Source organism: bacterium, assembly GCA_035691305.1.
Classification (GTDB): domain Bacteria; phylum Sysuimicrobiota; class Sysuimicrobiia; order Sysuimicrobiales; family Segetimicrobiaceae; genus DASSJF01.
On the sequence record DASSJF010000007.1, the window covers coordinates 1 to 23,937 of the forward strand.

The 23,937-nt window shown below is 67.6% G+C and carries 21 protein-coding genes and 1 riboswitch; of the genes, 14 read left to right on the forward strand and 7 right to left on the reverse strand.

What is annotated here, in order from left to right:
- Positions 1-119 precede the first annotated feature (119 nt).
- The 10 genes from VFL28_01230 to VFL28_01275 are packed head-to-tail and all read left to right on the forward strand — an operon-like array spanning position 120 to position 12,678.
- Positions 120-1,373, forward strand: coding sequence for a glycosyltransferase family 4 protein (locus VFL28_01230; GenBank protein HET7263261.1), 1,254 nt, complete (start codon positions 120-122; stop codon positions 1,371-1,373).
- A complete protein-coding gene (locus tag VFL28_01235; protein HET7263262.1) occupies positions 1,363-2,382 on the forward strand; it encodes a glycosyltransferase in 1,020 nt (339 codons plus the stop codon). The genes VFL28_01230 and VFL28_01235 overlap by 11 nt, the downstream gene beginning before the upstream one ends.
- 2 nt (positions 2,383-2,384) lie before the next feature.
- Positions 2,385-4,292: an asparagine synthase (glutamine-hydrolyzing) gene (gene asnB, locus VFL28_01240; protein ID HET7263263.1), complete on the forward strand. Its 1,908-nt coding sequence runs from the start codon at positions 2,385-2,387 to the stop codon at positions 4,290-4,292.
- 3 nt (positions 4,293-4,295) lie between these two features.
- Entirely contained in the window at positions 4,296-5,489 is a 1,194-nt protein-coding gene (locus tag VFL28_01245; GenBank protein HET7263264.1) for a glycosyltransferase family 4 protein, read from the forward strand.
- A complete protein-coding gene (locus VFL28_01250) occupies positions 5,486-7,375 on the forward strand; it encodes a hypothetical protein (GenBank protein ID HET7263265.1) in 1,890 nt (629 codons plus the stop codon). The genes VFL28_01245 and VFL28_01250 overlap by 4 nt, the downstream gene beginning before the upstream one ends.
- Positions 7,368-8,252 carry a glycosyltransferase gene (locus tag VFL28_01255; protein HET7263266.1) on the forward strand — a complete coding sequence of 295 codons (885 nt, stop codon included), beginning with the start codon at positions 7,368-7,370 and terminating at the stop codon, positions 8,250-8,252. The genes VFL28_01250 and VFL28_01255 overlap by 8 nt, the downstream gene beginning before the upstream one ends.
- Positions 8,249-9,580: a hypothetical protein gene (locus VFL28_01260; protein HET7263267.1), complete on the forward strand. Its 1,332-nt coding sequence runs from the start codon at positions 8,249-8,251 to the stop codon at positions 9,578-9,580. Before VFL28_01255 ends, VFL28_01260 begins: the two co-directional genes overlap by 4 nt.
- Positions 9,577-10,752: a glycosyltransferase family 4 protein gene (locus tag VFL28_01265; GenBank protein ID HET7263268.1), complete on the forward strand. Its 1,176-nt coding sequence runs from the start codon at positions 9,577-9,579 to the stop codon at positions 10,750-10,752. Before VFL28_01260 ends, VFL28_01265 begins: the two co-directional genes overlap by 4 nt.
- Positions 10,742-11,968, forward strand: a complete 1,227-nt coding sequence (locus VFL28_01270) for a glycosyltransferase family 4 protein (protein HET7263269.1) — start codon at positions 10,742-10,744, stop codon at positions 11,966-11,968. The genes VFL28_01265 and VFL28_01270 overlap by 11 nt, the downstream gene beginning before the upstream one ends.
- Positions 11,965-12,678 (forward strand): WbqC family protein, encoded by a 714-nt coding sequence (locus VFL28_01275; protein ID HET7263270.1) that lies wholly within the window; start codon positions 11,965-11,967, stop codon positions 12,676-12,678. The genes VFL28_01270 and VFL28_01275 overlap by 4 nt, the downstream gene beginning before the upstream one ends.
- A gap of 105 nt (positions 12,679-12,783) precedes the next feature.
- Here the strand turns inward: VFL28_01275 and VFL28_01280 are convergent, their stop codons facing one another.
- The 5 genes from VFL28_01280 to VFL28_01300 all read right to left on the reverse strand — a co-directional run bounded on the left by VFL28_01280 (position 12,784) and on the right by VFL28_01300 (position 18,829).
- The gene (locus VFL28_01280) at positions 12,784-14,028 is read right to left on the reverse strand and encodes a hypothetical protein (GenBank protein HET7263271.1); all 1,245 of its coding nucleotides are present in this window, start codon (positions 14,026-14,028) and stop codon (positions 12,784-12,786) included.
- Positions 14,012-14,545: a hypothetical protein gene (locus tag VFL28_01285; GenBank protein HET7263272.1), complete on the reverse strand. Its 534-nt coding sequence runs from the start codon at positions 14,543-14,545 to the stop codon at positions 14,012-14,014. Before VFL28_01285 ends, VFL28_01280 begins: the two co-directional genes overlap by 17 nt.
- Positions 14,546-14,725: 180 nt before the next feature.
- Positions 14,726-14,800, reverse strand: a riboswitch (cyclic di-GMP riboswitch).
- 104 nt (positions 14,801-14,904) lie between these two features.
- Complete coding sequence (locus VFL28_01290; protein HET7263273.1) at positions 14,905-16,137, reverse strand: hypothetical protein; 1,233 nt, start codon at positions 16,135-16,137, stop codon at positions 14,905-14,907.
- 158 nt (positions 16,138-16,295) lie between these two features.
- Positions 16,296-18,488 (reverse strand): tetratricopeptide repeat protein, encoded by a 2,193-nt coding sequence (locus VFL28_01295; protein HET7263274.1) that lies wholly within the window; start codon positions 18,486-18,488, stop codon positions 16,296-16,298.
- Between the two features lie 134 nt (positions 18,489-18,622).
- Positions 18,623-18,829 carry a PEP-CTERM sorting domain-containing protein gene (locus tag VFL28_01300; GenBank protein ID HET7263275.1) on the reverse strand — a complete coding sequence of 69 codons (207 nt, stop codon included), beginning with the start codon at positions 18,827-18,829 and terminating at the stop codon, positions 18,623-18,625.
- Here VFL28_01300 and VFL28_01305 point away from each other — a divergent pair.
- On the forward strand, positions 18,744-19,112 hold the full coding sequence (locus VFL28_01305) for a hypothetical protein (protein HET7263276.1): 369 nt from the start codon (positions 18,744-18,746) through the stop codon (positions 19,110-19,112). The genes VFL28_01300 and VFL28_01305 overlap by 86 nt on opposite strands.
- 265 nt (positions 19,113-19,377) lie before the next feature.
- On the opposite strand, the gene VFL28_01310 is transcribed toward VFL28_01305, so the two are convergent.
- Complete coding sequence (locus tag VFL28_01310; protein ID HET7263277.1) at positions 19,378-20,007, reverse strand: EpsI family protein; 630 nt, start codon at positions 20,005-20,007, stop codon at positions 19,378-19,380.
- Positions 20,004-20,843: an exosortase A gene (gene xrtA, locus VFL28_01315; GenBank protein ID HET7263278.1), complete on the reverse strand. Its 840-nt coding sequence runs from the start codon at positions 20,841-20,843 to the stop codon at positions 20,004-20,006. The genes VFL28_01310 and xrtA overlap by 4 nt, the downstream gene beginning before the upstream one ends.
- Positions 20,844-21,200: 357 nt before the next feature.
- Between xrtA and VFL28_01320 the strand changes: the two genes are divergently transcribed.
- The 3 genes from VFL28_01320 to VFL28_01330 all read left to right on the forward strand — a co-directional run bounded on the left by VFL28_01320 (position 21,201) and on the right by VFL28_01330 (position 23,934).
- The gene (locus tag VFL28_01320) at positions 21,201-21,872 is read left to right on the forward strand and encodes a PIG-L deacetylase family protein (protein HET7263279.1); all 672 of its coding nucleotides are present in this window, start codon (positions 21,201-21,203) and stop codon (positions 21,870-21,872) included.
- Positions 21,869-22,948, forward strand: coding sequence for a DegT/DnrJ/EryC1/StrS family aminotransferase (locus VFL28_01325; protein ID HET7263280.1), 1,080 nt, complete (start codon positions 21,869-21,871; stop codon positions 22,946-22,948). The genes VFL28_01320 and VFL28_01325 overlap by 4 nt, the downstream gene beginning before the upstream one ends.
- Positions 22,949-23,010: 62 nt before the next feature.
- Positions 23,011-23,934 (forward strand): MraY family glycosyltransferase, encoded by a 924-nt coding sequence (locus VFL28_01330; protein HET7263281.1) that lies wholly within the window; start codon positions 23,011-23,013, stop codon positions 23,932-23,934.
- The last annotated feature ends 3 nt before the right edge of the window (positions 23,935-23,937 follow it).

Consider the following 23,937-nt stretch of genomic DNA (forward strand, 5'->3'; position numbering starts at 1 on the left):
GAGGCGGTCGCGTCAGTCAGTCACGAGGGCGCCGACGCTCCGGTAAAGGTAAGGTTCGAATTTCGGCAGGAGCCGATCGGGCTCGCGCAAGCGGCCGCGGCCCTGGGCCGCGGCTAGCGATGGGGGCGGGGAGGGCAGCGGTCGAGGCCGGGGCGCCGGCCGCGACGCCGCCGGTGCGGATCGCGTACGTTCTCGATACCGGCGAAATGGGCGGCGTCGAGACCCATCTCCTGACGCTGCTGCGCCACCTCGACCGGCGGATGTTTCGTCCCCACGTATTCCTCCCGCCGCCGGCGCGCGGCGACCGGTTCGCCGGCGCGCTCGGCGACCTCGCGGTGCCGGTGACGTTTCAGGGCATGCCCGCCGGCCTGCGGGATCTCGCGGGACTGGCGGGTCTCTCCGTCGCGCTGCGGCGGACGCGGGCGCGCGTCGCGCATGTGCACCTCCGGTGGACGTGGGACAATCCGTACGCGACCCTCGCCGCCCGTCTCGGGGGATCCGCGGTCGTCGTTTCGAGCGAGCATTCGACGAGCACCGCGGACGTGTTCCCGTCGCGCCGCGCCCGGCGATTCAAGCGTCTGCTTGCGGCCCTGCAGGATCGAATCATCGTCCCCTGCGATCACGTCGGCGCCCGTCTCACCGAGCACGCCGGGGTGCCGGCGGAGAAGCTGACCACCATCCGTCACGGCATCGAGATCCCCGGTGCCGCCGCCGAGCGCGGGGACGGCGCCGTGCGGCGAAGCCTGGGAGTCGATCCCGCTTCGCCGTTGATAGGAATGGTCGCCCGCATGGAACCGCGGGTCAAGCGCTTCGACGATTTTATCGCCGCGGCGCGAGAGGTGGCCCAGGCACTCCCCTCCGCGCATTTCGTGTTGGTGGGCGACGGGCCGCCGGCGCACCGGTCGACGCTGCACCGCCTCGCGGCCGATCTCGGGGTCGGCGATCGCGTCCATTTTTTGGGGTTCCGCAGCGATGCCGCTCGGATTATCTCCGAACTCGACGTGCTCGTGATGGCGTCGGACAACGAAGCCTGTCTGCCGCTGGTGGTCTTGGAGGCGATGGCCCGCTACACCCCGGCCGTCGTCACGAGCCTCGGCGGGGCGCGGGAGCAGATGATCGACGGAGAGACCGGGCTCCTCGTGCCCGCCCGCGATGTCGCCGCGATCGCCGGATCGGTGGTGCGGCTGGTGCACGACCGGTCGTTCGCAGAGCGGATCTCGCGGCGCTCGCGTCAGGCCGTCGAAGAGCACTTCACCGCGCCGGGGATGGCGGAGCGGATCCAATCGCTCTACCTCCGGCTGCTGGCGCACCGCGCCGCGTCGGCCGGGGACATGGGCCGGCCGGTCGCCGCCGGGTCTCAACATGCGCATTAGCGTCGTTGTCCCGGTTCACAATGCCCGCGCAACCATCGGGCCGTGCGTGGCGGCGCTCGCGGCACAGACCCGGCCGGCCGATGTCGTATACTTGGTGGACAACGGCTCTACCGACGGTACGTACGAATGGCTTCAGGAGCGGGCACGGGGGGAGCCGCGGCTTCGGGTGCTGCGCGAACGAAAGCGGGGACCGTCCGCGGCGCGCAACGCGGCGCTCCGACTGGTGGAGGACGGTATCGTCGCGTTTACGGACGCGGATTGCGTCGCCGAGGCGGACTGGCTCGAGCGGCTCGCGACCGCGTATGAGGATCCGGCCGTCAACGCGGTGGCCGGCGGGATCGCAGGCCGCGACCCCCGGACGCTCGTGGAGCGATACCTGGCCATGACCGGGTTCTCCCTGCCCGACCGCGCGCTGGTGGTCCGCCGGTGCACGCCCTTTGTCGGATTCCCGACGGCCAACCTCTCGGTGCGCGCCGGCGTAGCGGCCCGGTTGGGCGGCTTCGACGAGCAGATGTTTGTGGGCGAGGACTACGACCTGTGCTGGAGGATCGTGCGCGACGGGGGAGCGATCGTCTACATTCCCGGCGCGCGTGTCGCCCACATCCATCGGGCGAGCCTCGCGGCGATGCTCGCCCGGCTGTTTGCCTACGGCGCCGCCCGGCCGCGGCTCGTGGGCAAGCATTTTCGCGGCAGAGGATACCTCACCGCCGGCCGGCGGGCCGTCGAATTTCGGTCTCCCGTGACGTTCTGCGTCAACTTGACCTCGCCCGAGAAGGTCTCGCTGGCCATGCTGCTGTTGAGCCTGGCCTCGCCGTGGCTGCTCGGCTGCCTGGCTCTCTACTGGTGGCGGCTTGCCGTCAATCTGCGGCGGGCCGCGCAGCATCGCGGTGTGGCGCCCCGGTCCGAGGGCGAGTTGCTTGGGTTCACGGGCCTGCATCTCCTCGAGTTCGCGGCGAGCAATGCCGGCAGTCTCAGCGCGTCGGCACGCTTCCGCGCCTTCTGCGTCTGACCATGTGCGGCTTTTGTGGAGTGGTGGATTTCGGGCGGGTCGAGGCGGTGGACGGCCTCGTGCTCGCCGCGATGAACCGGTCGCTCCGGCACCGCGGCCCGGACGAACACGGTTCGTACACGGGGCCGCACGTGGCGCTCGCCATGCACCGGCTCCAGGTCATCGATCCGGCGTCCGGCCGCCAGCCGATGTCGAACGAGGACGGAACCGTCCGGCTGGTGTTCAACGGGGAAATTTACAACTTCCGGGAACTGCGCGAGACCCTGCGGTCGGGCGGGCATGTGTTCCGGACCAACTCCGATACCGAGGTCGTCGTCCACGCCTACGAGGAGTTCGGCGACGGCTGTCTCGACCGCCTGCGCGGCATGTTCGGCTTCGCGATGTGGGACGCGAAGCGCGAGCGGTTGCTGCTGGCCCGCGACCGGCTCGGTATCAAGCCCGTGCACTATTGGATGCAGGGCGGCCGGCTTGCGTTCGCGTCGGAGATCAAGGCGCTGTTGCACCTGCCGGACGTGGCGCCGCGGCTGGACGAGCAGGCGCTGGATCTATACCTTGCGTTCGGCTACGTGCCGGCCCCCCGTACCATCTTCCGCGATGTGGTCAAGCTTCCGCCGGCCCACTACCTGGTGGCCGAGCGGGGCGGGGTGGCCGTGCGGCGGTACTGGGACTTCGCGCCGGCCGACGGTCCCGCGAAGCCGGCGCGCGCGTATGGCGACGAGTTGCTGAGCCGGCTGCGCGAGTCGGTATGCGCGCATCTCGTGAGCGATGTCCCGCTGGGCGCGTTCCTGAGCGGCGGGTTGGACAGCAGCACGGTGGTCGCGCTCATGAGCGAGCTCGGCGGGCCGCCGGTGAAGACCTTTTCGATCGGTTTCCGGGAGGGCGCGTTCAACGAGCTTCCGTACGCGAGGGCCGTCGCGGAGCGATATCGGACGGAGCATCACGAGCTGGTGGTCGAGGCCGGCGCGATCGCCCAACTCCCCACGCTCCTCGACCACTTCGACGAGCCGTTCGGCGATTCGTCTGCGATTCCCACGTATCTCGTGTCGAAATTCGCGCGGGAACGCGTCACCGTCGTCCTTACGGGCGACGGGGGCGACGAGGTGTTCGGCGGATATGAATGGCAGCGGCGGTACCAGCTTACCAGGTCGATGCGCTTCGTGCCGGCGGGGATCCTCAAACGGCTGCCGCGCGCCTCGGGCATGGTCTCCGCGCCCGGATGGCTTCGAGCGCACCAGGCGAGACTGCGCAACTTCCTGCTCGACGCCGTCACGCCGGCGGAGGACGGATATGTCCGGCGCCTGACGTTGTTCGATGCGGCCTCCCGGGCGGCGTTGTATACGCCGGAGCTTCGCGCCCGAGTGAACGGGTGGAACAGCGGTGAGGCGCTCCTCGAATGGCTGCGCCGGCCGCAGACCGCGGACTTCAGGAACCGGATGCTCTACGCGGACACCCACTTCTACTGCCCGGAGGATTGCCTGACGAAGGTCGATCGCATGACCATGGCCTGGTCGCTCGAGGCGAGAGTGCCGCTGCTCGACCACACGTTCGTCGAGTTCATGGCCGGCGTTCCGCCGGACCTGAAGCTGCGTCGGTTGACGTCCAAGTATCTACTGCGCCGGACCGTGCGGCCGCTGCTGCCGCGGGTGTTGCTCCGTAAGCGCAAACAGGGCTTCAGCATTCCACTCGGGCCGTGGCTGCGGGGACCGCTGCGGGAGGTGCTGAGAGACGCGCTCTGCGACGGCCGCGCGCGCACGCGGGGGTGGCTCGAGCCGGCGACGGTGGAGGCGTTCGTGTCGCAGCACCTGCGCGGCGAACGCGACCACGGGCACCGGCTGTGGGCGTTGCTCGCGCTCGAACTCTGGGCGCGGCGCTATCTCGACGTGCCGCGCGTGTCCGCGGCCGTTTCGTAGCCGATGCGCGTGCTGTTGCTGACCGAGTACTACGCGCCCCACGCCGGCGGCACGGCCGTCTACTATCACGCCATCACGCGACGCCTGCGGCCGGACGTCATCATGGTGGCCGCCCGCACGCACCCGCTTGCCGCGGAATTTGACGGACAGCTGCCGTTCCCCGTCGTCCGCACGCCGTTCCCGCGCATCCCCAAGGTGCGTTTGCTGGTGGAGTGGTGGGCGATGGTCTGCGTCGCTGTGTGGGGCGTGTGGCGGCGCGGGGTGACCGTCCTGCAGGCAGGGCAGGTCTTCCCATTGGGGCTGGCCGCGTATGTCGCGCACCGGATCACCGGGGTGCCGTACGCCGTCTACGTTCACGGCGAGGAGCTGACCGTCGCCGCGCGGCTGCGCCGGCGACTGGTGCGTTACACTCTCGGCCGCGCCGAGGCCGTATTTGTCAACAGTCTGTTTACCGCGCGTCAGGCCCTGAGCCTCGGCGTGCCGCGCCGGCGGCTTCATCTGGTCCGGCCGGCCGTTGATACGCGCCGGTTTCGCCCGCGCCGGCCGCTTCCCTCGCGGGCCCGCTGGGGCGATGCCGGCCGCCGCGTTCTGCTCACCGTGGGCCGTCTCGTCCCCCGTAAGGGTCAGGATACCGTCATACGCCTGCTGCCTCGCCTCGCCGAGGTGGTGCCGGACGTCGTGTACTGGGTCGCCGGCGACGGGTCCGAGGCCGAGCGCCGTCGTCTCGCGAAGCTGGCCGCTGAATCCGGTGTAGCGGAGCGCGTCCGGTTTCTCGGCACCGTACCCCTCGGCGAGCTCGCCTCGCTCTACAGCGCGTGCGATGTGTTCGTGATGTTGAACCGAACGATGCCCGACGGCGACGTGGAGGGTTTTGGAACGGTTTTCCTGGAGGCCGGCGCCTGCGGGAAACCCGTGGTGGGCGGCCGCTCCGGCGGTGCCCCTGAGGCGGTCCGCGACGGGGTAACGGGATTTCTCGTGCGCGACGGCGATGACGAGGCAGCCGTCGAGGTCATCTCCCGGCTTCTGCGCGACGAGGCGCTGCGCGGCAGCCTGGGAGAGGCCGGGCGCCGTCATGCCGTCGAGCGGTGTTCGTGGGACCGGGCGGCGCGCCGCGTCGCGGCCGTCAGCCTCGACCTGAGCCCGCGGGGCGGCGGCGCGGCCGTGCCGGCGGGTCGCAAGCGAAAGGTCACCGCGTGATCGCGGCATCCAAGACGGTACGCCCCGTACAGGCGCTGGCCCCCGGTATTCTCCGGTGGCTGGCGTCGGTACAGGCGTCCGACGGCAGCCTCCGCGACCCCGTGACGGGTGCGCCGCTGCCGCCGGTTCACTACGGGACGCCGTTGTTCGCCGCGGCCTGCGCGTTGACCGACGTCCCAATCTTGCTGCAGGCGGGCGGGCGGGCCGCCCGCCATTATCTCGCCCTACCGTCCTCGGCGCGGGGGGCGTACGAGCTCAGCAACCTCGGGCTGCTGTCCTTGTACGAGCATTGGGACCGGATCGGCGCGCCCAGGTCGCTGCGTTCCGGCCTCGCGGCCTACCTCCGCCGGATGCCCTTCGCGTCGCTGGGCGGCGGCAACGTGACCAACAACTGGCACGCGATGCGTGCCGTGTGCCTGGCGCGCCGCGGGCGGCTGTTGGGCAGGGTCCAGGACGTCCACGCGGCCGCGGCATGCCTTCGCACGGTCGTGCTGCCGCTTCAGGACGGCGACGGCCTCTTCGCCGACTACCCGCCGCCGGGGCGGGCGGGGGACCGGATGACGCCGCTGACCTATCACGCCAAGGTCTGCGCCATGCTCGCCATGTTCTTGCGCGAGGCGCCGGACGCCGCCGCCGCCGCGGCGCTCGAGCGCGGCGTCGACGCGCTGGCACAATTCTGCGCGCCGGACGGACAGGCACTGTACTACGGCCGCAGCGGCAATTCCGCATACGGCTGTGCCGCGGCGCTGTACGCGCTGGCGCAGGCGCAGGCGTTGGGGGTGGCCGGCGGCAACGAGCTCGCGCGCTGCTTCGAGCGCATTGCGGAATTCCTGACCGCGATGGCGCAACCGGACGGAGGCCTCCGCCCGTACCCGGCGCCGGAAGGCACCGGCCGCCGGGGCTGGGACGACTACGTGGAGCGCGTCGACTACAGCGCGTTCACCGCGTTCCTGCTGCTGCAGACGCCCGTTGTCCGTCCCGCGGTCCAGGTCGATCTGCCACCGCGGACATTTGTTGCCCTGGGTGCCGGTCTGTTCGCGTGCGAGCGGGACGGCGTGTTCGCGGCGCTGAGCACGCGGGGCCAGCTGCATGCCGGCTCTTATATGTTTGCGGACGCGCGCTACGCCGGCATGCAGCCGTTGCTCGTGCAGCACGGCGGCCAGACGATCGTGCCGCCGCCCCCGCACGATGCCGCCGGGCCTGTCGATGCGACATGGTGCGGATACGTGCCCGTCGTAGTGCAGAAGGGGGAGACGTTCGCCGTACGCACCTACGATGAGGTGCGAATGACGGACGAGGGATGCATCGCCGCGGCCGGCCGCGGGGTGCCGGTGGCCCTCCGGCCCGATCGGCGCCGCCGTCTTGCCGGCCGCGCGACCGGCCGCAGCGGTGCCGGCTTCATCCGGTGGGCGGCCCGTCTCTCGCGCCGCCTCGGCGCGAAGATGCCGCCGCCGTTTACGGTCCTCCCGGCCGCCGGCGTCCGGGTCAGCCGCGCGATTGTGCTGCTGCCGCGTGCGCGGTGCCTGGTGTTCCTCGACAAGTTCGACGGCGACTACGATGCCGCGTGGAGCACCGTTCGGCTGCCGGGTCCGGTCGCCCCGCTCGGAGACGGTTGGTGGGCGGTGGCCGGGGTTCCGCACATCCGCCTCTCGACGGCGGGCGCCGGAACGGCGGAATGCCGCGAAGTCTTTACGAGCAACGGGTCCGCCTGGGTGCTGCGAGTTCCGGTTTCTCCCGGGCAAGTGCACGTGGCGACGCTGTGCTTCGGCGGGGCGGCACCGGTGCGTGTGGACGTACAGCCGCCGGCGCGAGCGGTCATCGCGGCCGACGGCGAGGCATTCCGCGTAGCAGTCGACCTCGAAGCGCTGCGGGTGTCCCGTGGCTGACGTCTCCGTGGCCGTGATCATTCCGTCGCACGATGGGGTTCGCGACGGCAACCTGCGGCGGCTGCTCGACGACATCGCGCGGCAAACCCGACAGCCGGCGGAGGTCCATGTGATCACCGGCGTGAGCCCAAGCGGCCGCGCCCGCAACGCCGGTGCCCGCCGGGCGAGCGCGGATGTGCTGTTGTTCCTCGACGACGATGTTCGGCTGGGCCACGACCGCGTGATCGGGACGATGACGGCGATGCTGGCAGACCCGGGGATCGGCATCGCGGGCGCGTCGCAACTCCTTGCGCCGGATGCCTCGAGGTTCGAGCGCGCCGCGGGCCGGCAGATCCCGAGGAGTATGTCGGCGGTCGTCGAGCAGCCGACGGACAGCGACTTCGTGACGACCGCGTGCTGCGCGATAAGGCGGGAGACGTTTCGGCGGCTCGGGGGTTTCAACGAAGAGATACCGCGAGGGGTGGATCCCGAGTTTCGCGCCCGAGTGCGCGCGGCCGGACTCCGGATCGCGGTCGCGGCCAACACCTGGTACTACCATCCGATGCCGGCCACCCTCGGCAGTCTTTGCCGGACATTCTTTCGCAACGGGCAGCTGTCGGCCGAGGCGGTGCGCCGGATGCCCGGGGCGGCGCTCGAAAACCCGGACGGTCACGTTGCGCAGTTCGTGGCCCGCCGCAGCGCCGCCTATCGAGCGGGCCGCCAAGCCGCGCGGTTCGTCGCGGCGCTCGTCACCTTCCGCTGGATCGGACTCGCCGCTCAGACATCGTACGCGGCGGGTTACCTGTCGCACCGAGTCGGGCTGCGCCCGGCGCCGCCGGCCGTCCGCGGCGGCGGCGTCGCCGTCGAGCCGGACCGTCGCGGGGGTCCGGCGTCATGACCGCCGCAGTGCCGGTGGCGGTCGAGGCCGGGAGCGGCGCGCGACTCGGCCTTCAATTGCGTAGGGCCGGTTTGCGCCTCGTGCTGGGCCGTGGGTTCGAGCGGGCACTCGACGAGTTCGGGGCATCGCAGTGGCTGCCAGCGGACGTCGTTCGTGAACGCCAATGGACGCGGCTGCGGGAGGTGGTGTCGACGGCGTACGGGCTGAGTTCCTTATACCGCGAGCGGCTCGACGAGGCCGGATGGCCCGCGATGACTCCCGAAACTTTTCGACGGCTGCGCCCACTCGACCGCGGCGATCTCGAGCGGCTGTCGCATGAGTTGGCGCGCCGGCGCGCCGCGGGTCTGTGGCGAACGTCCGGGGGGACGGGCGGCTCCGCGGTGACGGTGTCGTTCGATCGCCGCGCGTACGGGTGGTACGTCGCCGGCACCAGCCGGGGCCTGGGATGGTGGGGTGTGGATCTGTCGCGGCGCGGCGTGCTGCTCCTTGGGCGGTCGGCTCGCTCACCGCTCACCGCCGCCGCGGCATGGGTCAAAGATTGGGCGATGAACTGGCGGCGGATTCCGGTCGATGTTTCGTTCGACGCTCACCTCAGCGCGGTGATCGAGCGGATTGACGCGTGGCAGCCCGCCTTCCTGTACGGGTATCCGTCGGCCGTCTTTCCGCTGGCGCGACTCCTGCGCGAGCGCCGCGCCGAGATGAAGCGCCCGCCGCTGGTCGTAGTACTCACGGGGGAACCCGTCTACGCGTTTCAGCGGGAGACGATCGAAGCGGCGTTCGGGTGCCGTGTGGCGCGGGAGTACGGCAGCGGGGAACTCGGCTGCGTCGCATTCGAGTGCCCGGCCGGCCGGCTCCACGTGAACGCCGAGACGGTGCTCCTCGAGCGTAACGCGAACGGGGAGGGCGGCGGGGCAGGGCGTCTGCTCGCCACGCACTTGCGGAACGCCACGTTCCCGCTCATCAGATACGACACCGGCGACCTGGGGACGGTCGAAACGGTGCCGTGCGCGTGCGGGCGCAGCCTGCCGGTCGTCGACGTCGCCGGCCGCGCCCGCGAGCGCACCGCGCGCGCCGGCGGAGAAACGCCGCCGGACGGGTTGTTTGGGGCGTTGCCGGAACGTCTGCGCGGGCGCGTGCAGGTCGCGTACGAGGCCCCCGGCGTCTTGACGCTGCGGGTGGAGGGCGGCGCCGGCCCTGAACTCGACGCCGTCGCCGATGCCGGCCGGCAGGCGGTCGGGCCGGGGTGGCGCGTGCGCGCGTGTGCGGTCGGCCGGCTGGGCCGCCTCTCTTCAGGGAAGTTGCCGTACGTCGTGGACGGATCGCGGTGAAAGGGCTGCTCATCACCAACGATTTTCCTCCGATGGGGGGCGGGGAGGCGGTCTGGTACGATCGCCTCTGCGGCGCCGTCGACCCCAAGCAGGTGGTGGTGCTCGCGCCGCGTTTGCCCGCGGACGCCGAGACCGACGCGCGGCGGCCGTATCGCGTGGTGCGGGTGCCGGTATCGGTGGCCGCCCACCCTCTGGCCCGTGCGACGCAGATAATCATGTTCCTTGGCTCCGCGCTGCGTTTGATCCGGCGCGAACGCGTGGAGGTCGTCCACTTCGGGCATCTGTACCTCGGGCTCATCGGACTGGCGCTCTGGAGGCTCCGGAAGATTCCGTACGTGCTTTACCTTCACGGCGGCGAAATGGCGTCGTATCTTCGTCTCCGCCCCGTCCGGGCGGTGATCGCGGCGGTCCTCGGCGGCGCCGCCGCGATCGTGGTCAACAGTTCGTACACTCGGCGTCATTATGAGGCGATGGGGTTTCTGCTACCCGGTGCCAGGACCCTGACGATGGGCGTCGACGTCGCACGGTTTCGGCCCGGCCTCGATCCCAGCGGCGTCCGCGCGCGGTACGGACTCGATGGCGCACGGGTCCTGTTGACGGTCGGGCGGCTCGTCGAACGGAAAGGGCACGATACCGTGATCCGGGCACTCGGCACGGTCCGAGACGCTGTCGGGCCCGTTCGCTATTTGATTGTGGGAACCGGTCCGGAGTCCGAGCGGCTGCGCATCCTCGCCAACGAGATGGGGTGCGGCGGCGACGTGATCTTTGCCGGGCGGGTGCCGGACGACGATCTCCCGTTCCTGTACGCCGCCGCCGACGTCTTTGTCATGCCGAGTCGGGCGCTGACCGGGCGAGACGGCATCGAGGGCTTCGGGATCGTGTTCCAGGAAGCGGCGGCGTGCGCCCGCCCGGCGGTAGGTGCGCGGACCGGCGGGATCGCGGACGCGGTCGCGGATGGGGAAACCGGCGTTCTCGTGGAGCCCGACAGCGTCGAAGATCTTGCCGGCGCAATTCTCGGACTCCTGACGAATCGCGAACGCGCTGCCCGTCTCGGCGGCGAGGCGCGGCGCCGCGCCGAGCGCCTGGCGCGCGACTGGGTGCCCTCGGTGACGGCCTTATGGTCTCAGGGCTGGTCCGACAGCGTGGAGAGGGGCGCCGCCCATGCCGGCTGACCGCGGCGCCGATCGCCACGACGGCGAACGGATCCGGGTTCTCCACCTCATCACGCGGCTTGTGCTCGGCGGCGCGCAGGAGAACACGCTCCTGACCGCCGGCGGCCTGGACCGCGGCCGGTATGCCGTCACGCTGGCGAGCGGCCCGACCTTCGGTCCCGAGGGCAGTCTGGAAGACCGGATCCTGGGCGGTATTCCGTTCGAGCGCGTCCCCGACCTCGTGCGCGATCCGCACCCGGTCAAGGACCTGGTCACCCTCGCCCGGCTCTACCGGATGATCCGGCGCGGCCGATACCACATCGTGCACACGCACACGACCAAGGCCGGTCTCCTGGGCCGCCTCGCGGCGAAGGCCGCCGGTGTTCCAATCATCGTGCACACGCCGCACGGCCACGCGTTTCACGACTACCTGGGCGTCCGGGGCTCCGAGGCGCTCAAGTGGGCGGAGCGCGGACTTGCCCGTCTCACCGACCGCATCATTTGCCTGACGCCCGCGGAGCGTGACGATCACGTTCATTTGCGTATCGGGCCGGCAGGGCTATTTGAGGTCATCCACAGCGGCGTGGACCTCGAGAGGTTCCGGCACGCTCGGGTCGATCCGGAGAGCCTTCGCCGCGCTCTCGGGCTCCGGCCGTCGGGGCCGCTGGTGGTGTGCGTCGCTCGTCTTGTCCCGGTGAAGGGCGTGGAGTATCTGCTCGAAGCGGTGCCGCTGGTGCGCGCGGCCGTGCCGGCGGCCACGGTCGTGTTCGTCGGGGACGGGCCCCTTCGGCCGCTCATGGAGCGCCGGGCGGCCGCGCTCGTCCGGGGCGGCGCCGTCGCGTTTCTCGGCCTGCGCAGCGACGTGCCGGAGATTCTGAAGTTGAGCGATGTCGCCGTTCTGCCGTCGTTGAACGAGGGAATGGGACGCGCGGCGGTGGAGGCGCTGGCCGCCGGGCGGCCGGTGGTGGCCTCCCGGGTCAGCGGTATTCAGGATATCGTGGTGGACGGCGAGACCGGGTTCCTGGTCCCGCCCGCGGATCCGCGCGCGCTGGCGGACGCCGTCGTTCGGGTCCTTGTGACGTCCGGACTCGCGCAGACGATGGGGGCTCGCGCCGCGCAGAGCGTTGGCGCTTACGGCATCGAGGCGATGATCAACGGGATCGACCGGCTCTACGTGCGGTTGCTGTCGTCGTCGGGTACGCGGGCGGAATCGCTCCGGAAGGCGGGACTGGCATGATCGTCGGCATCCATCAGCCTCACTATCTGCCCTGGTTGCGCTATATCGACAAGGTCGCGCGCGCCGACGTCTTTGTTCTGCTCGACGATGCGGACTACACAAAGAACGGATGGCAGAATCGGAATAAGATCAAGTCGGCGCACGGCTGGATGTATTTGACCGTTCCGGTTCGCGATGCCTTCGGCAAGCCGATTCTCCAGGTGCAGATTGAGGGCGGCCAGCGCTGGCGCGACAAACACCTGATGGCGCTGCGGACCAACTACGCCCGCGCGCCATTTTTTGGCCGGTACTTTGCGATGTTTGAGGCCCTGTACGGGCGGCCCTGGGATTCGCTCGTGGACCTCAACATCGCGATTTTGCACGACGTGCTGGCGGCGTTCGAGATCCGGACCCGGATCGTGCGCAGCTCCGAACTGGGGGTGCCGGGGCGGCGCTCGGAGCGCCTCGTCGACATCTGCCGCCGCCTCGGGGCCACGGCCTACCTCACCGGGGACTACGCGGCCGGCAACCACCTCGATCTGACCCTATTCGAGGCCCAGGGCATCGAGGTGCGGCGCCAGGGATGGCGGTGCGTGCCATACGGTCAGCAGCACGCGCACGCGGGCTTCGTCGGGGACCTTTCCATCGTGGACCTGCTGTTCAACGAAGGTCCCGCCGGGCGCGGCGTGCTGGAGCGGAGCCGGGTGAGCGCCTTCCCGGAGGCGGTGTAGGCACAGACGAGTTGTGAAAAAGGCGTTCGTGCCCATTGGGGCCATGTAGCGGGCGTCCGGCACCGGATGTTGCCGATGCCTGGCGCCGGCTGCTCCAATCAGCCGTTATTGCAGGGATATCTTATACACGTGTACTCCCATCGCCGAGAAGTCGTCGGTGATGACGCTGCCCGAGAACGATGGGGAACCGCCTTCGAACATTCTCGTGACCGACACGATCGACGAGCCTACATCAATCGTCGCACCGCTGACCGGCGTGTCATTGTAACCCGCCGGATAGCCGACCTGGCATCCGGCCTCGTTCACGTTGACTGCCACGACGTAAAGCGTCGTACCGACCTGCTTTTCCGCCGCATAGATGCCGCTGATGGACCGCACGTTGTTGCAGAAGCTGGTGGGAATCGTAAACGCCGGCGTCGTCGGCACGGGGGCAAACCGTCCTGGTGCGAGGATGATGGGCTGCATCGCCCTCACCATCGAGAGCGCGGTCAACGTATTCGACCACGTCTGCTGCGCGCCGGCCGGAAGGGCCGCGTCGCCGATGTTTCCTCCCGAGTAGGTACGCTGATTCGCGCCCCACAACACCTCGAACGTTTTCACGTTCAGGGCGATCGGCCAGAAGTAGGCACGGACCAACTCGGCGACTGAGATCGCCGGATACGTCGACGGCAGGGCTTGGTTGAGCTCCGGGATCGGCGTAAGCGAGATGCCGGCCACGAACCGTTGCCCGGCGTTCCACGCGTCGCGCATCGAAAAGACTGCATCCATGATGTGCTGGATCGTGATCCCGGTCGATGGATACCCCATCGATTCCTCAACCACCGGTGCGGCGTCCAATGACGGCATGATCCATGTGTTGAAGCCGGTGTCGAACACCGTCAGGTCGCCGGTTACCGGATGCGCGGGATCCGCGGTTCCGATCGCTGCCACAGCCGTACCGTAGGCCGGTTGGTTGGTCGGGTATGTCGTCGCGGCCTCGGGGTTCAGTTCCGTCGCGATATACCAACGCAGGAGATTGGGCCGTGACTTGAATTCATTGACGATCGTCGTGATCGTGCCGGTATCGGCCCAGTTCGCCTGTGCGTTGTGTCCTTGGTCGTCCAGGACCGCGCTCCCGGCCCAATAGATGCCGAAGTTCTGCCACAGTAGCGTGTCCTGATAGGCACCGTTGAACAACCCCCAGTTGCCGTCGTTCATTACATTAACGCCGTTCGACGCCATGGCGCCGAGTTTGGCCGTGGTTTGGTCGAGCGTGTACCCTGCGGCGGTCCACCACCAGTAATCGGTCTTTTGGCCAGAGATCCACAAGAACGGCTGTCCGTTCACCAGGAGGTTACCGTAGGCATCCATCGAGACAGATTGCACGGCCGGCGGGGTCGTGGGTGCGCTCGTCGTCGAGGACGTCGTGGTGGATGAAGATACGGTGACCGTGCTGGTAGATGACACGCTCCCTCCAGAGTTTTGCGCGACCAGAGTGTAGGTCGTCGTCGCCGTCGGAGACACGACGGTTGATCCGCTCGCGGGCACGCCGGTTCCGTTCAGTGTCACCGTCGTCGCATTCGTGGTCGACCAGGTCACCGTGCTCGACTGTCCTGCCTGAATCGACGTGGGGGAGGCCGAGACGGCGGCCGTCGGCACGGACACGGTCGTGGTGGATGTGGAGGTCGACGTGCTCCCCGACGACGGCGAACTTGTCGAGGTCGACGGAGACGTTACTGTGACGGTCGTTGAGACCATCGTGGCCCCCGCCGCGTTCGTCGCGGTTAGAAAGTAGGTCGTCGTGGTGCCGGGCGCCACCGTCTTCGTCCCGGTTTTCGGAACCGGCACGCCCTGCAGCTGCACGGAGCGGGCCCACGACGTGTGCCACGACAGCGTCGTCGATTGCCCCGTCGTGATGGCGCTGGGGTAGGCGCTTAACGCCGCCGTCGGTACGTTGGAGGATTGCGCAAGTACAACGCTTTGCGGAGCCCACACGCAGAGCGCCAGGAGCAACGCCGCCGCAACGGCGGACGTCCACCCGGCTCTGGGGTGCACGATACAGGCCTCCTTCGGTAGCCCGGCCGACCTCTAGGGTCCCGTGGCTTTGCGTCCCTGGATTGCCCCAGGTTTGCCTTTGTCGATGAAGCCAGCAGCTTAGCGCCGCTGTGCCGTCAGAGTTTATGCACCGCTGCCAAAACCGGTAGACCAGGGAGGTCAGGCGGCGCCCCTAGGCTCGGCGCCCGATTTCTATCGCGGCGTGATCTTGTACACGTGCGTCGCCATGGGGTCGAACGAATCTGTGATCGTGCTGCCGGCAGACGAAACGGCCCCCGTGTCGGGTATCCGCACGGCGGCCGCAATGGGTACACCGACGTCGATCCGGGCTCCGTCAACCCGCGTGTCGTCGTATCCTCGCGGCACACCCGCGGCCGGACCGGCTTCGTTGGCGTTGACCGCGACCACGTACACGTCACGCCCGACCACTTTCTTCGCCGCATAGATGCCGTACAGCGGCCTCACGTTGTTGTCGACGCCGCCGATCCGAAACGCCGGCGCGGTGGCGAGCGGCACGAAGCGGCCCGGGGCCAGGATGACGGACTCCAAGGATTTCACTTCCGAGAGCGTATCCAGCGTGTCCTTCCATACGCGCAGCGCCGCTGGCGGAAGAGTGGAGTCGCCGCTCCGGCCGCCGCGATATCCACGTTGGTTCGCGCCCCACAGCACCTCGAATGCCTTCACGTTCAATGCTACGGGCCACAGGAAAAACCGCCGCAGTTCGGAGCGCGACGGACCCGAAAAGTCGGGAGGCAGCGGCCGGTCCAGTTCCGGAATGGGAGTCGCGGATATGCCCGCGACAAACCGCTGGCCGCGCTGCCAAGCGGTGTTCATGGCGAGCAGCGCATCGAGAAGGTGCTGGATTGTGATCCCCGTGGAGGGATAACCCAGCGCCTCTTCGATCAACGGGGCTTGATTCAGCGATGGCGTGAGCCACTCGGTCGCGGCACCGGCAAACACTGTTAGGTCCCCGACCACGGGATGGGCGGGGTCGGCCGCCCGAATTGTCGTGACGGCGGCGGCATAGCTCGACCGCCAGCCTTTCTGGTCCGCGACTTCGGGGTTTAGTTCAGTCGCCACGTACCACCGCAGCAGATTTGGCCGCGCCTTGAATTCGTTGACGATAGCGGTGATCTGTCGAGCGGCGGTCCAATCTCCCTGGGCGTTGTGGCCCTGACCGTCCAGTACCGCGCTGCCGATCCAATAGAACCCGAATTGATTCCACAGCGCCTGGTCCTGGTAGGGCGCGCCGAACCAATTTCCAAGATCAATGGTGTTGACTCCGGCCGCTCGGAGTTGCCCGAGCTTCAGATCCGCCTGTCCTCGCGTATACCCGGCGGCGTCCCACCATGCGTAGTCGACTTTCTGCCCGGCGATGAGCAGAAACGGCCGACCGTTCACGACGAAGTTGCCGTCCGCATCCACTCCGACCGAGCGGATGGGCTGAGCGGCGCCTGACGCGGGAGCCGGAAAGCGTGGAAAGAGCGCCGCCGCGAATGCGCAAATACCCACAAGGAGCGTCCAAAACGCGGCACGCCGGCCCCCACGCGTAGTCATTGGTGGGGTCCCCGCGATCCCAGCTTCTATCCGCCCAGCGCGCTGAGCGTCTGCCTGACTTCGCCGGCCCCGCGGAAGTCCTGGCTGATGGCGAGTGCGCGGTGCAACTCCTGTCGCGCCATCGCGGTATTCCCCGATCGATAGTACGCGAGGCCCAAGTGATAGTGCGCGACAGCATCGTCCGGCAGTTGCCGGATACTCGCTAGCAGAAGCGGCAGCGCGTCGTGTGCCCGCCCTTTCTTTACATAGATCCACCCTAACGTGTCGGCGATATGCGGATCGGCCGGCACCGCGCGGTGAGCGCGCTCGGCCAGCGCGAGCGCGGTGTTCAAGTCGCCTCCGTACTCGGCGTAAGACCAGGCCAGGTTGTTCGCCGCCGGGGCAAACGTCGGGTCGATCTTTAGGGCCTGCTTCAAGTACTCTCGCGCCCGTTCCGTGTTTCCCTGCTGATCATACAAGGATGCCAGGATCACGTACGGGGGAAGGAGGCGAGGGTTGAGCCGGAGGGCCTCCTCGTACTTCTGCGTGGCCATCGTATATCCGTGCTCGCGAGCGTACAGTGTCCCGAGCATGAGATAGGGGGTCACGATCTTCGGGTCGGTGGCGATGGCGCGGTAGTACGCCTCTTCGGCTTTCGCACTATTCCCGACGGCGGCGTAGACGGAACCGAGCAGCGCGTAGAGCGATGCGCTGTCCGGCACCCGGGTGATCTGATCCTCGACCCGCTTTACCGCTCGGGCCGGGTCTTTACCGCTCAACAGGGCGACGGCCTCGCCCCGAAGCGCCTCGGCCGAGTTAGGCTGGAGTCCGAGCGCCGCCTCGAATTCGGCGATCGCTTCGACGGTCCGTCCCGCCAGACGGTACGCAGTGCCCCGGCGGATATGGGGTTCCGGGTTCTTGGGTGCGAGCGCTATCGCCTCGCCGTACGCTTCCACGGCCTGAGCCCACGCCTTTTGGCTCGCGAAGAAGTCCCCGAGCGTAAGACGATTGACGTAGTTCTTCGGGTCGACTGCGATGAGGTCTCGAAGCGCTTTTTCGGCGTCCGCCGGCTTCCCGGCCTGCAGGTCGAGCGTCGCGAGGGTCACCCTCGCGTCAGCGAGGCGGGGATCGAGTCGTATCGTGTCGAGCAGCTGCTCTTTGGCCGATGTCCGATCCTGGCGCTGGAGGTAGGCGTGCGCGAGAGCGTCATGAGCTGAGGCCATATTCGGCTGGCCGGCAATCGATGCCTGCAATTCCTTGATGGCGGCGTCGGTTTCTCCCCCGGCGAGGTGAATTCTGCCGAGCAGCAGGTGCGCCACCGGGTTCTGCGGCTCACGCGCCAGCAACTTGTTGACCGTGGCCTCAGCCTCCGGTAACTGATTTTGAGCAAGCAAGAGGCCGGCGATTCGGAGGTCTGCCGCGGCCAATGACGGCGCCACCGACCGCGCCGCACGGTACTCGACGATGGCGTCCACGAGCCGCTGCCGTGCTGCGTACAGATCGCCGAGCGCGAGATGCGGCTCAGCTCGCTGTGGGAACGCCCGGATGGCGTTCCGTAACACCTGCTCCGCGGCGTCCCAGCGAGCGCGGCGCTCCAGATACGCACTCAGCGCTAAGCGGAATTGGGGGGCCGATCCGACACGGGCGGCTTGCGTATACGCTTGCTCCGCCTCTTCATATTGGTCTCCGATCTCATAGATTGAACCGCTCACAGCATACGCATCGGCTGATTGCGGATCGAGCTTCAACGCTTCCGCGGTTTCACGCACCGCGCCCGATAGATCTCCCCGGGCCTCCAGAATACGTGCCAGGAGGATATGGGCGTGAGTGTTGCGAGGTTCCTGCGTCAGTACGCGCGTCGTCTGGTCTCCTGCATCGGCGAGCCGGCCGGCCGAAACAAGCACATCCGCCAGATCAAGGCGCGCCTTCACGCTTCGAGGATCAAGTTCGACGCTCTTACTGAGACTTTGATAGGCTCCGTTGAGATCGCCGTCACGGAAGTAGGCGACGCCGAGTTTGTTGAAGAGCGCGGCGGAGCGCTGTGTGAACTGTAGGGCGCTACGGTAGTCAAGAGTCGCTTCCTCATACCGCCCAGCGGCCAACGCGGCGTCTCCGCGGGCCTCGTACCGGGCTTGGCGCGCACCCGGCCGTTCCCGTGCCCACCCCCAAGCCGCGAGGATCACAAGAATTAGCCCCGCAATCATGAGCACGCGACCTTTTGTGTTCTTGCGCCAGCGCATGATTTCTCGTTGCTCCCTTTCCGTCTCTAGCTTAGGTCCACTCGCCTGAAACGCGAGAAAGCCGGATTTGGCTTCCGGCTTTCTCGCACTCGCCGCGGCCTTGCCTATCGCAGAGTTGCGCGAAGGAAGGCTGACTACGCCTTTGGTTTGAAGAGCGATTGCCTACGCATTACGACCAGCCCGGCCAGACCCGGCAGCCCCGTTGCGAGGAGAAGCAGGGACCCGGGCTCGGGGACGCTGCTGAGGCAGTCGTTCGTGCTCGTGCCACTGCCGCCTCCCGTCAGAGGGACGCTCGCGATGAACCCCGTGCAAGAACTCCCGTTCGATGAAGTCCACTTCACGTGCCCGCAATACCCTCCGGTCGTGTCGCTTAGGCCGGTTAGCGAAACCGGGGTGCTGAAAACGCCGGGGGTCGAGGAGTCGTTCACGAACTTTCCAAAGCCATCGCACGCGAAGCTGTTGCTCGAGCTCGGCCCGTTCCAGAGTTCTTCAGTAAACCCTACTGGGGTGTACGTAATGCCGCCGTTCGTGAAGGCGTCAAGCGTCCACGTGAGGCTTGTGCTGGTTACGTCTACCGTCCCGAACGTAATAGTGTTCTCCGGCAACCCCGCTAGGTTAATGTAGGTAAGGTCGACGGTAGTCGCCGATGCTGGCGCAACGAGCACCAACGTCATCGGTACGAATACCGCGAGGGGCACCAGCAACAGAAAAGCGGCCCAACGCCCTCGTGTCATATGTGCACTCCTCCCAGACTGCCCATTACTGCTGGTACAACGCTAACAGAGATCAGAAAAATTGTCTCTCCACCTTTGGAACACTCTTCTGTTCCATAATCGTCACCAAGGGCAGTACGAACATATGTTTGTCTACCGCCCCCAAATGAACCGCTTCATTGCGGCAACAGGCTGTTGAATCTCGGGAAGACCGCGCGTACAAAGGCGGTTTCGCGGGCGACCGTTTCCTCAAGTCCGCCGGCAAGCGGTGCGTTCACTCGCACCAACGCTTCGTCGCTACGGTGCTGCGTTAGTGACACCCACGCAAGAAGACCAACCGCCTGGAGTTCTTTGGCAGCGACCGCGCCCTGCATCTGGTACCAATAGAGAACAACCTGCTGGTCTCCACCCTTCTGGATCAGATTGCGATTGACCGTCACGGTCCGACCGGGCAGACTTATTCGCTCGAGTCCGGACTGCGCGATGTACCATCCGGCCCCGGGAAGACAGACGGCGGGGGAGTGCAGGCGCGTGTCGGGCGGCTGCGACGAGTAATATGCGACGTACAACCACAACGCGTGTCCCGTTGTATCCTCGTAACGGCGCAGCAAATAATCGTCGGCACGCAGGACGGCCAGCACGTCCGGTGTGAGATAGCCAGTCTGCCCTCGCCATACCGAGAACTGCAACGGGAGGTTCTCGAGGGGGCGGTGGAGGGAGACGCCCGGAGCATACTCGACGGTCCGGAGCACGCCGGCGGCCACGATGATCGCGACGAACGCAAACAGGTAGGCGGTCCGGTTCATGTCCCTGTAGTTCCTGGACGGCGGCTACCGAGTGCCCCGCCCACCATGACCATGAGGCCAAACGCGACGACGAAGATAAGCCATCCCGAAAACAGGTGATAGAATCCCATTGCCGCTTCGCTGCCAAAGATCTGAGCCAACACACCCGTCAGTGTGACCCTGGCCGCGTTGGCGACGACCGCGATCGGGATCGCGGAGGCGACGAGAGCCGCCTGGGATCTCCACGTTTTTTGCGAGAAGTACGCGAAGACGACCGCCAGCGCCAGCAGAGCGACGAGCGACCGAATCCCGCTGCACGCCTCGGTTACCTCGAGACGGCTGTTCGCCAGGTCGATGATGTTCCCCTCGCGCAGGACGGGGATGTTCGCAAGATCGAGCGTCGTGCCGGCCACGCGCGCCGCCAGCAGTTGCAGCGGAAAGGCTACTTTGTTGAGGACCGGTGCAGGCAGCGGAATCATGAACAGCAAGAAAATGAGCGGAAACGCGGCAATTCGGAGAGCGTCCCTCCCGGCCAGTAGCATCGTCAGGCCGGCGACGGTCACGAGGAACGACAACCGCACGGGATAACCGAAGGCGGAGGCCTGGCCGACGATCAGTAGGGCCAGTCCGAGCAAGAGCACCGGATAACCCCACGCAGACGTCTCGATCCGGCACCGCATGAGCTGGCGACGCCGTTCCCACAGCAGATATCCGCTGATCAGCGGGACGAGGAAGCCGTGGGAGTAATTCTCGTCGGTCCACCACTGCGTCGCTAGATCTGCGAAGACATGCCCGTAGAGGAACGCGACCGCTCCGCCGAGAGCCAGGAGCTGCAACACGAGGGCCAGGGGAGGCACCGCAACACTCTCGCGGGCCCGGCCGGGAACGGTCGTCTCGATCTGAGAGAGAATGGGATCCTCGTTTCCTGTCCGCCGTTCTTCTCGAATGCTAGCCCCGGCGGAACCGGCAGTCTGCGATCAAAAGGATGAAATATCCGGATCGTTCGATGTTTCCCGGTCCCCGGGAGGCACGGGAGGCACGGTGCCCTGCCGACCGATCGTACGCGGGCCTGCGTGCGTTTCATCCGAAGGATACTTCCGCTTCATCCCTCCTCAGGGACACCGCCGCCGACCGCCTCTCTTATACTTCGATACATGGGCGGGTCGTGCGCGGTCCCTGAAACACGCGATTTCTGGGCTTCGCAGCGCGCCCTCGTGATCGCCCCCCACGCGGACGACGAGGCATACGGGTGCGCGGGGACAATCGCGAAGATCAAGGCCGCCGGCGGCAGCGTGCACGTCATTGTGGTGTCCGTCGGCGACCTGCAGCACTACAAATCGGAGGCACCGACGGTTGCCGCCGAGACGCGGGAAGCTGAGCTGCGGGCTTCCATGGACCTCCTCAAGGTCGACGGGTACGAAGTGCTGTTCCGGGACGCGAAGACGCACCTGCGCTTGGATGCGATCCCCCGGCGGGATCTCATCGCGCTGTTCGAACGGGACGCTCAATACGCCATCGACAAGGTGCGGCCGACCGCGCTGATCCTTCCGCATCCTTCCTATAATCAAGACCACGAAGCCGTCTTCAAGGCCGGCTTCGCGGCGTGCCGCCCGCACCTGCGGGGCGATAAGCCCTTCATCAACATGGTCCTCGCCTGCGACGCCGCGCAGTTGGGCTGGGGCGACGGGTTTCGTCCGGACCTCTACGTCGATATTTCGGAGTACCTGTCCGTCAAGCTGGATGCCCTCGCCTGCCATAGGTCGCAGCTGCGCCGGCTTCCGGACCCCGGAAGCATCAAGAACGTCGAATATCTGGCGCGATTCCGCGGTGCCAATATCGCGGTGGACGCCGCCGAGGCCTTCGAGTGCCACCGCGTCGTGCTATGATCGCACATTCCCGTCCGACGATTGGGCCGGAGGACGTTGACGGCGTCGCCCGGGTGCTTCAATCCGGACACCTGGCTCAGGGCAGCGTGGTGGCGGACTTTGAGGCCGCCGTCGCAGGCTATCTCGGGCGGCGCGGCGGTGTGGCGACAAATTCCGGGACCGCCGCACTGCACTTGGCGTTGCTGACGCTCGACGTCGGTCCGGGAGACGAAGTGCTTCTGCCGTCGTACACATGCGTCGCGCTGCTGCACGCAGTCCGGCACGTCGGCGCGACCCCCCGCCTCGTGGACCTGGCCGAAGGTGAATACGCCATGTGCCCGCGAGAGGCAGGCCGCCTGATCACGAGCCGCACCCGGGCGATGATCGTTCCCCACATGTTCGGAGTGCCGGCGGATCTGGACGCGCTCTGCGATCTCGGCGTGCCGGTGATTGAAGACTGTGCCCAATCCCTGGGCGCGACATACCAGGGGCGGCCCGCCGGCGGCGCCGGCGTCATTACCGTGTGCTCGTTTTACGCCACCAAGGTCATCACCACGGGCGAAGGCGGCATGCTCCTCTCGAACTCCGAGGTGGTGCTGAGGCGGGCGCGTGATCTTCGAGATTACGACGGCCGCGGCGCCCTTCCGGTCCGGTTCAATTACAAGATGACGGATATGCAGGCCGCGCTCGGCTTGAGTCAATTCGGGCGGCTCTCCGCGTTCCTCGTCCGCCGCCGCGCGTTGGCCGCCCGATACCACGCGGCGCTCCGCGACCTGCCGCTCGTGCTGCCGTACCCGCTGCCGCAGCGGTCGCACATCTACTACCGGTACGTGGTCGGCATCCGCGGCGCGGCGGAGGCCGCCCGCGCGCTGCGCGAGCTCGGCGTTGAATGCAAGCCCCCGGTGCCCCGACCGCTGCACGCCCTGCTCGGGCAGAGGGGCTTCGACCGTACCGAGCACGCGGCCGCAACGGCGCTTTCCTTACCGCTGTACCCGTCCCTGACCGACGACCAGGCCGAGATCGTTCTTCGCGCGGCCGTCGCGGTCTTCACCAGAAAGGAGACAGAACAACGGCTCCTTACCTCTTCGGCTTCCTGAGCGCCCTTGGAATCTCGCTGATCCTCACCCCCGTAAGCGGATGGCTCGGGGAGCGTCTGGGTGTGCTGGACTTTCCGTCCGAGCGCAAGATTCACCGCCGCCCGACGCCGCGGCTCGGCGGGCTCGCAGTGTTCGTCGCGTTTGCCGCTTCGACCGCCGTGGACATCAGGCCGGGGCGGCTGGACCAGATGATGTTGTTGCTGGCGGGCGCGGCGGCGTTCAGCGTGATCGGCCTTCTTGACGATCTGCGCAATGCGGGCGCGTGGAAGCTCGGCCTCGAGGCGGCGGTGGTGGTGACCGTTGTTCGCCTTGGCGGTGTCAACGCCCAATTGCCGTGGCCGTACGCCGGCGAGATCCTCGCGGTGCTCTGGATCTTGGGGGTGGCGAACGCGCTGAACTGCTTCGACTGCGCCGACGGCGTGGCCGCCGGCACCGTGGCTGTGACCGCCCTCATGCTCATCCCGCTGGCGGTCTTCTGGGCGCGTCCCGGCGTCGGAGTCGCCGCCGCCGCGCTGGCCGGGGCGGTGTTGGGGTTCCTGCCCTATAATTTTTCGTCCGGGCGCATCTTTCTCGGGAATAACGGCAGTCTGATGTTGGGGTTCCTTGTCGCCGCACTCCCGGGCACCCTGATCCCGTCGCGCGAACACCACGCCGCGCTGGTCAGCTGGATCGCGCCGATCTTGCTGCTCGGAGTCCCGGTGGGCGACTTCTTGCTTGTACACGTCCGGCGCTATCGCAACGGCCTCCGGAATCCGCTGCGCCTCATGACCTCAACGGGGAAGGACCATCTGCCTCACCGGCTCTTGAATGCCGGCTGGTCGGCTCGTCAAACCGCCTTCTGGCTCTACGGAGCGACGGGGCTGGCGGGAGCAAGCGCGGTCGGGCTTGTGCTCGCCGGCCCGATCGTAGCGGCGTTTCCTCTCGCCGTGCTGTTGACGACCGGAGTCACCCGGTGGGTCGCGTGGGCGTCCGCGAAATCCGTGTGAGGT